The organism is Nosocomiicoccus sp. HMSC067E10, assembly GCF_001810835.1.
GTDB classification, from domain to species: domain Bacteria; phylum Bacillota; class Bacilli; order Staphylococcales; family Salinicoccaceae; genus Nosocomiicoccus; species Nosocomiicoccus ampullae_A.
This window is the reverse complement of record NZ_KV802775.1, coordinates 1-11,998: the sequence shown is the minus strand read 5'-3', so window position 1 is coordinate 11,998 and position 11,998 is coordinate 1. Positions and strand designations below refer to the sequence as shown.

Annotated in this window: 13 protein-coding genes; 2 read left to right on the top strand and 11 right to left on the bottom strand. The window is 37.2% G+C overall.

Annotated elements, in window-relative coordinates:
• Positions 1–728 precede the first annotated feature (728 nt).
• The 11 genes from recQ to HMPREF2767_RS07145 form a co-directional block, all read right to left on the bottom strand.
• Positions 729–2,498: a DNA helicase RecQ gene (gene recQ, locus HMPREF2767_RS07195; protein ID WP_070623511.1), complete on the bottom strand. Its 1,770-nt coding sequence runs from the start codon at positions 2,496–2,498 to the stop codon at positions 729–731.
• An 80-nt stretch (positions 2,499–2,578) separates the two neighbouring features.
• Positions 2,579–3,460, bottom strand: coding sequence for a metal ABC transporter permease (locus tag HMPREF2767_RS07190; RefSeq protein ID WP_070623507.1), 882 nt, complete (start codon positions 3,458–3,460; stop codon positions 2,579–2,581).
• Positions 3,457–4,332, bottom strand: coding sequence for a metal ABC transporter permease (locus HMPREF2767_RS07185; protein ID WP_070623504.1), 876 nt, complete (start codon positions 4,330–4,332; stop codon positions 3,457–3,459). Before HMPREF2767_RS07185 ends, HMPREF2767_RS07190 begins: the two co-directional genes overlap by 4 nt.
• Positions 4,320–5,054, bottom strand: a complete 735-nt coding sequence (locus HMPREF2767_RS07180) for a metal ABC transporter ATP-binding protein (protein ID WP_070623502.1) — start codon at positions 5,052–5,054, stop codon at positions 4,320–4,322. The genes HMPREF2767_RS07185 and HMPREF2767_RS07180 overlap by 13 nt, the downstream gene beginning before the upstream one ends.
• A gap of 11 nt (positions 5,055–5,065) precedes the next feature.
• On the bottom strand, positions 5,066–6,016 hold the full coding sequence (locus tag HMPREF2767_RS07175) for a metal ABC transporter solute-binding protein, Zn/Mn family (protein ID WP_210391812.1): 951 nt from the start codon (positions 6,014–6,016) through the stop codon (positions 5,066–5,068).
• A 193-nt stretch (positions 6,017–6,209) separates the two neighbouring features.
• Positions 6,210–7,115 (bottom strand): 5-oxoprolinase subunit C family protein, encoded by a 906-nt coding sequence (locus HMPREF2767_RS07170; RefSeq protein ID WP_040929485.1) that lies wholly within the window; start codon positions 7,113–7,115, stop codon positions 6,210–6,212.
• A complete protein-coding gene (locus HMPREF2767_RS07165) occupies positions 7,112–7,360 on the bottom strand; it encodes a hypothetical protein (RefSeq protein WP_070457236.1) in 249 nt (82 codons plus the stop codon). The genes HMPREF2767_RS07170 and HMPREF2767_RS07165 overlap by 4 nt, the downstream gene beginning before the upstream one ends.
• 10 nt (positions 7,361–7,370) lie before the next feature.
• On the bottom strand, positions 7,371–7,586 hold the full coding sequence (locus HMPREF2767_RS07160; protein ID WP_068129783.1) for a hypothetical protein: 216 nt from the start codon (positions 7,584–7,586) through the stop codon (positions 7,371–7,373).
• Between the two features lie 9 nt (positions 7,587–7,595).
• The gene (locus tag HMPREF2767_RS07155; RefSeq protein ID WP_068129780.1) at positions 7,596–8,192 is read right to left on the bottom strand and encodes an aminotransferase class IV; all 597 of its coding nucleotides are present in this window, start codon (positions 8,190–8,192) and stop codon (positions 7,596–7,598) included.
• A complete protein-coding gene (gene pabB, locus HMPREF2767_RS07150) occupies positions 8,185–9,267 on the bottom strand; it encodes an aminodeoxychorismate synthase component I (protein ID WP_070623496.1) in 1,083 nt (360 codons plus the stop codon). The genes HMPREF2767_RS07155 and pabB overlap by 8 nt, the downstream gene beginning before the upstream one ends.
• Positions 9,268–9,846: an anthranilate synthase component II gene (locus HMPREF2767_RS07145; protein ID WP_070623493.1), complete on the bottom strand. Its 579-nt coding sequence runs from the start codon at positions 9,844–9,846 to the stop codon at positions 9,268–9,270.
• 75 nt (positions 9,847–9,921) lie between these two features.
• Here HMPREF2767_RS07145 and HMPREF2767_RS07140 point away from each other — a divergent pair, with 75 nt between their 5' ends.
• Positions 9,922–11,103: an MFS transporter gene (locus HMPREF2767_RS07140; RefSeq protein ID WP_070623490.1), complete on the top strand. Its 1,182-nt coding sequence runs from the start codon at positions 9,922–9,924 to the stop codon at positions 11,101–11,103.
• 126 nt (positions 11,104–11,229) lie between these two features.
• Positions 11,230–11,481 (top strand): GlsB/YeaQ/YmgE family stress response membrane protein, encoded by a 252-nt coding sequence (locus tag HMPREF2767_RS07135; RefSeq protein ID WP_070623487.1) that lies wholly within the window; start codon positions 11,230–11,232, stop codon positions 11,479–11,481.
• Positions 11,482–11,998 lie beyond the last annotated feature (517 nt).

Sequence of the window (11,998 nt, the reverse complement as noted above, 5' to 3'; positions counted from 1 at the left end):
CGATTTTGTTAGTTATCCGGATATATTTAACACATTTCGAGACCACGACCCAATTTTTGTTAATTATATTTTTTTATCTAACAAAAACGAGGCCAGTTCCGGAGTTTTTGTTAATTATCTCGATATATCTAACACATTCAGACATTTTTTGTAAATAAGCGATGGCAGAGAGTAGCTTTTTATCCCAAAAGAATAAAAACACCGTTTAACCAAATTATATTTAACATAAAAATCACGTTTTTGTTAGATATCCGGATTTATTTAACATATTTCGGTGTTGGACCCCTGTTTTTGTTAATTATATTTTTTTATCTAACAAAAACGAGGCCGGATCACGAATTTTTGTTAATTATCTCGATATATCTCACACATTCAGACATTTTTTGTTAATAAAAGAAGAAAAACCTGGTTGCGATTTTGTCTTGGTAGCTTCGATAGTAGCTTTTTATCCTAAAACAGCTTTAATGCTACTTCACGAAATTATATTTAACAAAAATTTCGGGTTTTTGTTAGATATCCTGATTTATTTAACACATTTCGGTGTTGGCGCCCTGTTTTTGTTAATTATATTTTTTTATCTAACAAAAACGAGGCCAGTTCCGGAGTTTTTGTTAATTATCTCGATATATCTAACACATTCAGGGAAATTTTGTTAATAACCGACTCCAACACCTCCCCCATCACAATAAAAAGTCTTTTCATCCTCTAAAGATGAAAAGACTCCTCCCCTATTTCTTACTATACTCTTCGACGACTTTTAAGAAGTGTGGGCTGTAATGTTTGAGTTTATAGTTTCCGATGCCGAGCAGTTTGATCATGTCGCCTTTTGTTTCTGGCATCTTTTTTGCGATTTCTTTTAACGACGCATCTGTAAAAATCTGCGCAGCATCTATATTTCGCGCCACAGCAAGTTCTTCACGCTTATCTTTTAGTTGCTGATAAAGAGCCTCGTTAAAACTAGATTCCGTCGATACGCTTACTTTTTCTTTAAACTGCGTGCGATATGGTACCGTGTAAATCATTTCTATACCGTTAAGTACCGCTTCACTCTTCTTCACGACGTATAACGTATCGTTTTCTAAATGTATATATCCTCTAAATACGAGTTCTTCGATTATGTGGTGAATTTCGCTCGTTAAGTAGTTCGATAATTGCCCGAATTGGCTGACTTCAGTCAGGCCAGAATCAATAATATTATCGTTCACTTCACCGCGTAACATTTGAATCACTTTTTCAGGTGACAGCGACACTAGTTTAACGAGTGTCATAATAAGTTTCGCTTCCTCAGTCATATCAACTGTACGCGCGTCACTTTTACAGTTTGAACACTCCCCGCACTCAGTCACGTATTCATTTTTATCAAAATATTTTACGATAAACGACGACAAACATTTTGACGTTTCGTTATATTGAATCATTCGGTCGAGTTTTTCACGCATACTTTCTTTTACATCGTCACTCGCTTGTGATCGGTCGATGAAAAACTGTTGGAGCGCAATGTCTCTCGGGTTCGATAAAAGAATACATTGGCTCATTTTACCGTCACGACCCGCTCGCCCAATTTCTTGGTAGTAACTTTCCAGGTCTCCAGGTAAATTGTAGTGGATAATGAACCTGATATTCTCCTTATCGATTCCCATACCAAAGGCGTTCGTTGCAACGATGACTTTGACGTCATCCTTTATAAACGCATTTTGATTTTCTTCACGCTCAGACTTCGTAAGTCCTGCGTGGTAAATTCTGTTATCAATATTATTATCTGATAAAAAGCCACTGATCTTTTCAGTTTCTTTACGCGTCGCCGCGTATATAATGCCACTTTTGCCTCTATGTTCGTTTAAATAGTCAACGATAAAACGCTCGCGCTGGAACGTGTCATTGACAATTAACTCTAAATTGTCGCGTTTTACTGACGTTTTATAGACATCCGTCTCATCGATTTCTAAAAGCTCTATAATATTTTTCTCAACGTCTTCAGTTGCAGTCGCAGTTAACGCGACTTTTACCGCGTCTCCAATATATTCATTGATGACCGAAATAACGTCTTGATAACTTGGTCTAAAATCGTGTCCCCATTTTGAGATACAGTGGGCTTCATCGAATGCAACAAGCGGGACATTAATTCTCGAGATAATTTCTAAAAACTCTTCATTTTTAAAGCGCTCCGGCGCGACATATAATAACTCAATATCCCCATTTAATAATCGTCGCTCGATTCGTGCTTGATCTTTTTTTGTCATGTTTGAGTTGATATACGCTGCTTTAATTCCTTTATCGACAAGCGCTGTCACTTGGTCTTGCATAAGCGAAATTAACGGTGAAATGACGATCGTCGTACCGTCAAACATTAATGCAGGAACTTGGTAACATAACGATTTCCCAGATCCTGTCGGTAATACACCTAACGTATTTTGACCGTTTAAAACTGACTGTATAATTTCTTTTTGCTTTGGTCGAAACGTCTCTAAACCAAATGACTTTTTTAATACAGATTCCATACAACTCACCCAATCGTCCAACTTTTAAGCTAACTTATTATACATTAAATGATTCAAATATTAAAGTGAACTGAACTTTTCTATGAGTTATACGCTCGAGTTTCTTTCTTCATATAATTTTTATGATTGTACGCTTTTAATATACGCGTACCAATGTATACGATAAAGAACGTTGCCGTCGAAATTGAAGCGACTGCGCCTGAAATTGAGATGTCTAAATAGAATCCGATGTAACAACCAATGACACTGTTAATGACAGATATCACAAGAGACAATATAATCATTTTAAGTAAACTTCTGTTGACGATTAAATAACTCGTTGCTGCAGGTGCGATAAAAAAACTAATGACGAGAATCGAGCCGACCGCGTCAAAAGCAGCAACAGCAGTGACTGAAACGAGCGTCATTAAAACATAGTAGACAATCATCGCGCTAAATCCTGCGAGCGTCGCATACACTGGGTCAAAACTCGATATTTTTAACTCTTTATAAAATATTACGACAAATAAAACGTTAATAATAAATATAATCGACAACTGTACGAATGCGTACGGTAAGCTCACCCCGAATAGATCGATGCGGTTTAAAGGAGCATATAACACTTGGCCGAGTAATACCGCATCAATATCTAAGTGAACGTTTCTTGCGTAACGTGAAACGAGTATGACTGCGACTGCAAATAGTGCAGTAAATACTAAACCAATCGCTGCATCTTGACGCATCATTTTCGAGGCCGTAACGACATTAATTAAATACACTGTTAAAATTCCAACGAGTGTCGCCCCGATAATAAGTAGCGGCGAACGTAAGTCACCAGTTAAGAAAAAGACGACGACGATACCGAGTAAAATAGTATGACTGATCGCATCTGTTGCCATACCACTTTTTCTAAGTACGAGAAAAACTCCGAGAAGACTCGTCGATAATCCAGTCATGATAAGTACGAGTAATACTTCTATCATAGCGCTCCTCCTAACCGTTTATTACGAATTATTCGACTAATAAAACCTTTCGGTGAAAAGAGCATCGAAACGATGACGAAGAAACTGAGTGCTAATATAATGGCAGGACCTGTAGGGATACCAGTGAACGCTGTAGATACATATGTCCCTATAAATGCTGATAATGCACCAACAATAGATGCTATGGTCAAAACGACACCATAGCGATTCGACCAGAGTTGACCGATAACAGTCGGTGCAATTAAAATATTAACAATTAAAATCGCGCCGACGGCTTTTAACCCGACAGATATAATCGCTAATGTCATAATGAGTATCAATGCATTAATCAACTTAATGTTAATACCAATAGATTTCGCGTATATATAATCGAACATGTATATTTTTAATTCGTTATAAAAGATAAAGAAAATCGAAAGTCCGATGACAGACGTCACGATAATTAAGTACACATCACTTTTTAAAATATATGCCGCTTGACCGAATATAAAATCATCGATCCCTTGAGTCCCTCTATAGTTCGAGTGTCCTTGGACGTAACTTTTTAACGCCATACCAAGTCCAAAAAATCCTGATAATATGAGGGCTAGCGCACTATCTAACGGAATTTTAGACTCGTGTGTAATAAGTTGTATCAGAAAGAACGCCACTGCACCCATCACCATTGCACCGACGACGAGTATATATGTTTCCATCACATTGAATAGCATAAAGGCTAACACGACACCTGGAAACGTCGAATGTCCAATCGCATCACCAATTAAACTTTGTCCTTTAATAACGCTGACAGAACCGATGACTGCACTCGCGATAGATAAAATAACAGTTCCAAGTGCAACGACTTGGAACGTGTAACTCATTAAGACGTCCATGTGCCGACACCCTTTTCAAAATAAGCTGCATTTACATTTTCTTTTGTCCATGCGTCCTCGATTGTGCCTTGTGCGATAATTTGTTTGTTTAATATAACGACGTGGTCAAAATACTCTGTAACTGTCATTAAATTATGATGAACGACGAGGAACGTTTTTCCTTCTTTTTGAAGTTGCTTCATCGTCTTAATTATTAGCTCTTCAGTCGTAATATCTATACCTTGAAGTGGCTCGTCCATAATGTAAATATCCGCATCATGCGCAATCGCACGTGCGAGGAACACGCGCTGACGCTGTCCACCGGATAACTCAGAGATCTGACGATCTTTAAACGGGAGCATCTTCATCGTCTCTAATGCGTCATAAGCAATTTTCTTATCTTCTTTTGTCGGTCGTTTAATCCAACCTTTATGGACGTAGCGACCCATTAAAACGACATCAAAAACAGTAGCAGGGAAGTCCCAATTGACTTCCCCTTTTTGTGGTACGTAGGCGATATTTTTTAATGCCTGTTTACTGCTACTATTTTCGACGGTCACTTTTCCGGAAACTGGCTTTACGAGTTGCATAATCGCTTTAATCATCGTTGACTTCCCGGAACCATTTGGTCCAACGATTGCTGTGCACGTTCCTTTTTTCAACGTGAAATTTAAGCTAGAAACCGCTGGCGTATTATCGTAAGCGACTGTAACATCTTTCACTTCTATTACATTTACGCTCATGTGACTCACCCCTATTTTAAATGATCTACGATAACGTCGATGTTATGACGATACATCGTTAAGAACGTGTCTCCATCTTCTCCAACAGGCGCTAGAGAGTCAGATAATAATTCGTTACCGTCACTCACAAGTTCAACTTCTCCACCTTGTGCTTTAACGACTTCTTGGAGTCGTTTCATACGATCAGGATTAGTAGTCGTTTCTATAAAGATTGCTTTAATATTGTTTTCTACAATTTTATCTGCAGTTTGTTGAATTTGATTGTTCGAAACTTCACTGTCTGTCGACACACCTTGAGGTGCAAATACTTCCATACCGTATGCTCTTGAGAAGTAGTTAAACGCGTCATGTGGTGTGACAAGGACACGTGATTTTTCTGGAATTTCATCGATTCTAGATTTAATGTATGAATCTAGTTCCTTTAACTCTTCGACATATGCATCAAAATTCGCTTCATACTGCTCTTTACCATCTGGATTATTTTCAATTAGCGTTTCTTTTACACGTTCCATCGCTTGCTGATAAAGATCTAAATCAAACCAGAAGTGCGGGTCGACGACGATTCCTTCATCCTCTTCCATTTCTTCTAAATTGCTTTCGTTAAATTTTTCAGTTACTGACACTCCACTCGATAACACATCTGCCATTCGTCCTTCAAAATCTAAACCATGATAAAGAACGACATCCGCATTTTTAAGTGAATCTAAATCACTCGCTTTTGGTTCATATACGTGTGGATCCTCGCCTGCTGGGATGATTAAATGTGTATCAAATCCATCCACACCTTCCTCTAAAACAGAAACCATATCTTTTAAGAAAGTAGTCGTGACGACTAAGCTTGGTTTTCCTTCGTTTGATTCTTTCTTATCAGACTGAGACTCCGAATCTGAATTTCCATTACCACATGCAGCTAAACATAAAGTAACTACTGCTACAAATAGTAAATATATTGATTTTTTCATCATCAATACCTCCAATTATTTTTATAAAGTTTAGGTTATACTAAATTTATATTTTTGTAAAGGCTAAAATGAAATTCATAATTTAGACAAAAAGTCATTTAATAGTATTTAGCCCGTTTAATTTTTAGGTTTGTCTAATTTTTGAAAAATAAAACCCGACAACAAATTAATGTTGTCGGGTAAAAAATTGTTATTACATTTTTTCTTTTACGAGTTCTTTACTGATTTTATAATCGATCGCTTTGAATAGGCTTTTCTTCCACATTTCGTAGTTATATAAGTTTACGTATGCGTGCTCGACATCAATTTCAGTAAATTTAAGTTTCGAGTCTTTTGTTTTTTGCGCGAGCTTATGCATATGATAGCTCGGTATCGTTCCGATATGTGTGTATTCTGTGGAGTCTTCAAAGTCATTTAATGCGATAAACGGCTGGCCATCTTTTAAAAACACACCGCCCGATACACCGTAGTTATCGACCGAATCATCTGTATAATCGACCGCTTCACCTTCTAAATTAAGTGCGTAGCGGTATTTTTCAAACGTGACGGCATACGTGTCTTCTAACGTTCTATAGACAGATTCGTCGACACCTTTACGTTTTACGATATGGAAATTATCCGATAAATATACTTCAGCAAGTGAATACGATCCAATTCCCCATGACACTGTCGAACGATTTCGCATCATGCTAAAGATTTCGTCATGTAATTCAGTATAATCGCGTCGCATCGTAATTTCGTCTCCGGACTCTAATACGTTAGAACCGTTCGTTTTAATTCCGCCCGCGATCGCAAGGTAGACGCGTCCTCCACGGTCAGAATCGTGGAATGTTAATACGTCTCCACGGTCAAGTATGTACATACGGTTAGCAGATAGTTTTTTATCGCCAACTGTAACGTTAAATAGTGCACCAGAAAACGCGATTACTGTCGGTTCTGTAAATGCAATTTTAGCTGGTCGAATGACCATTTCGATTGTCTTTTCATCGACAGGGTTACCGACGAGTTTATTTGCGATTTGTGGAGATAAGTTGTCGAGTGCTTCAGATGATGAAACTACTGTAGACAGTAGTCCTTTATCTTGAATAATAATACTCATTTTAAAACACCTACCACTTCTTCAATCACTTCATGTACAACCTCTGATGGGTCGATCATGCTTAAACGGTCCATCATTAATGTTGGATGGTACAAAATATTAACTGTAGATGTCGTAAATACGATATCGTATATTTCGTCTGTTTTTAACGTTTCAAATTTTTGCTGCATCAATTCTTTTTCGCTATCAGTCAGTGTTTTACTGCTTTGATAGGTCATTACACGTTCACCATTTTCAAAAATCATCACCATTCTCCTAACTGTCTGGATTGTAGAATATTTCTAGTTTTTGACTTACAAACTCTACGGTGTTATCCATGATCCAACCAACGAGTATAATACTTACGATGATACCGACGACTACGACGAGTAGTGCGACGAGTGTAATGTCATTTTCATATAAATATGTACTGATATAGAACGCCAATATAATGACGGCGACTAATATGCCTAATAATAATAGTGTAAACATAGTTCACTCCTAAACTTGTAGGTTCACTTTGACCCACTCTCTTAAACTATTGATTAAATAAATCGTAATCTCGTTATTGTTATATCGTTCGGTTAATTCATCTAAAGTAAAATCTCGTACACTTATAGTACCATTGTCTAATAAAAATTGTCTCATCACACCATTTAATAGACCACTTTTACTCGGTGTGAAATAACCATCATGCGTTTTAACGACGAGATTACCGATGTTAAACTCTGTGATTCTTTCCGTTTTATCATAGTATAACGCAAACGGATACTCACTTGTTTTATATTGTTCTCTCTTCGTCGTTTTATGTTTTAACCATTTCGTTTCTGTACAGTCCATTTGAATGACATTTGCGGTAATTTCTGTTGTTTCTTCTAACTTATCATGCATCAATGTCAAATCATTATTGTATAGTGCACGAATTCGGTATACGCCTTGATTTAAGTTATGTATTTTTACATAACTATTAACCGCTTCTTTTAAATCTATCTTGTTCAGATGAAATACTTCAGCCGACCGATTAATACGTCTATTATGATAGTCTAAACGCTTCACGACACCGTCTTCAAGGCGCATCGTTTCAATAAGTTCAGTCATATGCTTGCTCTAAAAATTTAGATTTTGTAAGAATTTCGTGATACTCACTCGTCTTATCAGAATTATACGTAATACCGCCGCCAGCTGCGTACGTATATTTATTGCCTTCGATGACAATCGTACGAATCGGTACGTTCACAACTGTCGTTTGATCTTTATATAAAAGACCGATTGCCCCGCAGTAATACCCACGCTTTGTCGATTCGAGCGCTTCAATAATTTCCATCGTCATTTGTTTTGGTGCGCCTGTAATCGATCCACACGGGAAGAGTGAGCCGAACACCTCGCTAAATGGTATATCTTTTAACTGACCTTCAACTGTCGACGTCATTTGAAATACTGTTTTATATTTTTCAATTGTAAATAAATGCGGAACATTCACCGTGCCACTTTGTGATACTCTCGATACGTCGTTTCTAAGTAAGTCGACGATCATTACGTTTTCTGCACGGTCTTTTTTGGAATTTTTTAAAAAGGCATAGTTTTCTTCATCTTGTTCTAGCGTTTCACCACGAGGTGCTGTACCTTTCATTGGGCGCGTTCTAATCGTACGGTCGCTATCGATTTCAAAAAACAACTCTGGTGACGCGCTAACAATCGCTAAATCACCGTGCTCGATAAACGCTGTGTAGCCTCCATTATTTTCTTCAGTGAGTCTTTCATAGAGCGCATGCGCATCTCCTGAAAACTCCCCATGCATACGCGTCGTATAATTCACTTGGTACGTATGCCCATCTCGTATATAGTCTCGCACTTTCTCGATATTACTTTCGATTTCTTCTTGTGATTCAATCATTTTATACGGTGATAATGTATACGTCCCATTTTCTCTTTCAGATAAAAAGACGTCTCTCGAAACTGGTGCATCGTAAATTGCAGCGAGAAATTCTGTTTCATCTTTTTTATAAGACTCATATGTCACTGCAAAAAGTGCATATTGGTCGTTGTTTTGTGCAGTTTCTAACGCGTCTAATACATCTTTTAAAGGTGTTGTTTCATCGTATGTTTTAACCGGTTTTACAAAATACAAGTCTTCAACGACGCCATTTTTTGTGAAATTGATATGTGCTTTCATTTAGCATCTCTCCAATACGATATCGATAAAATTATTAATTTGTGCATGACCTTCTTCAGATAATATCGATTCTGGATGATATTGAAGTCCAAAAATGTCCTCCGTTTTATGGCGGATCGCCATTATTTCATCGTCTGCTGTGCCGACGACTACAAATTCGTCGTTATCGCCTTTACAGACGAGAGAATGATAACGCGTAATCTGAATTGGATTATCGATATTTTTATAAATAAATTTTTCGTCGTGCGTGAGTTCATACGTTTCTCCGTGTACCGGACGTTTTAAATGTGTCACTGTGCCACCTGTCATATGCCATAACATTTGATGGCCGAGACAAATTCCTAAAATCGGAACTTTCTCCCAAGCAGATTTTAAAAACTCGATTACTTCAGGTCGGTCTTTCGGATGAGATGGCCCTGGAGAAACGACAATCCCTATAATACTTTCGTCATCTATGGTATTATTGTTAAGTTCATACGGTTGTTTCACGATTATATTTACACCTTTGTCGTTCATTTCTAAATAATGAACGAGATTATACGTAAATGAATCGTAGTTATCAATCATTAGTATATTCATAAAATTTCCTCTATATGTTAGTGATACGTTCTATTTTATACGAAATTTAATTTAATAGAAAGGCGGATACTAGCGATGGACAATAGTAATTTACACGATAGAATATGGACAAAAGATTTCATTATTATTTTATTTGCAAACTTCTTTATTTTTCTATCGTTTCAAATGACGTTACCGACATTACCGTTGTTCGTTCAAGACCTCGGTTTAGATAATAAATATATCGGTCTCGTCGTTGGGATATTTACTTTTAGTGCACTACTCATTCGGCCAGCTGCTGGGACGTGGCTTGACACAAAAGGTCGTCGTTACGTGTTCTTCTACGGTTTAATCATATTTTTAGTGTCGACATATTCGTTAACAATTAGTACAGTACTATTCGTCTTATTAATAGTTAGAGTTGTGCAGGGCATTGGATGGGGATCATTAACGACCGCAACAGGGACGATCGCAACAGACTTAATTCCGGCATCTCGTCGTGGTGAAGGTCTCGGATTTTTCTCTATTAGTGCGAATATTGCTCTTGCGCTTGGACCGGCACTCGGTTTATTTTTAGTCGATTACATTTCGTTTACGTGGTTGTTTATCCTCTGCGGAACATTAATACTCATTGCATTCATTCTTGCAACGCAAATTAATTATGTTAAACCGGATAAAGAAGCGAGTAAGAGTACGACGTATCACCGTTTTGATTTATTTGAAAAAACGGCGTTACCGGCTTCATTTTTACTTATGTTTGTGACATTTACTTTCGGTGGAATCGCATCCTTTTTACCTGCATACACAATCGAACTTGGATTCTCGTCTCACAGCATTCAAATATATTTTGTCGTATACGCGCTCGCACTACTCTCTACTCGATTTTACGCGGGACAATTATTTGACCGCCACGGTATGGGAGTCGTCTTCGTTCCAGGAATGATCATGATTACAGTTGCTATGTTTATGATGTTCTCTATGACATCAGCGACGACGTTATACATCGCAGCAATACTATACGGACTCGGATTTGGATTTGTACAACCAGCACTCCAAGCGATGGCAGTAAATCGCGCAGCGTCGAACAGGCGTGGTATGGCAAACGCAACGTTCTTCTCATTTTTTGATTTAGGAGTTGGACTCGGAGCGTTAATATTTGGATTCGTGTCAGATTTATTTGGTTATTCGTACATTTACTTAATCAGCGCGATAAGTATTATCATCGCTTTTAGTTTTTATTTGGCCTTTGTATTTAAGCATCGAAAAGAAAAAGCATAAAAGTTTTTACTGTAAATGTTTATAACATATATAGTCGGGTATGTAATATATATCAGATAATAATACTGGTATTTAATAACACATTTAGTTTATTTAATATATGAACTACTTATAGGAGGAATTTTTATGTTAGGATGGCTTTGGACATTAATCGTTGGTGGTATCCTTGGTTGGATCGCCGGCTTAATCATTAGTAAAGACATTCCAGGTGGTGTTATTGGTAACATCATCGCAGGATTAGTCGGAGCATCAATTGGTAACGCACTTGGATTAAATATTGGACCAACAGTTGGTGGCATGAGTATCGTAGGCACACTACTCGGTGCGATTATCTTAATCTTAATCGTATCATTCATTTTTGGACGACTAAGAAAATAGTAATATTTAAAAGAGAGAAACTCCGTAAGGCTGATGGCCTTGCGGAGTTTTTTGGTTGTATCCGATGTGTAATTATAGAACTTCGCTTGGTTTAATTTAACAAATTTCGGGTCGGCGCCTGAGTTTTTGTTAAATATCCTGGTATATCTCACAGATTCAGAGAATTTTTGTAAATAGCCAATGTGCGTTAGTAACTTTTTATCCTAAAAGATGAAAAACTCTCTTACGCCAAATTTTATTTAACAAAAAAATCGCGATTTTGTTAGATATCCCGATTTATTTAACATATTTCAGGTCGGCGCCACTGTTTTTGTTAATTATATCTTTTTATCTAACAAAAAAGAGGCCGGAGCCCGAGTTTTTGTTAATTATCCTGATATATCTAACAGATTCAGAGAATTTTTGTAAATAACCAATGAGTGATAGTCGCTTTTTATCCTAAAAGATGAAAAACACTCCTCCGCCGAGTTTTATTTAACAAAAATGGTCAAGTCTTAAATATTGTGTAAAATAAAAA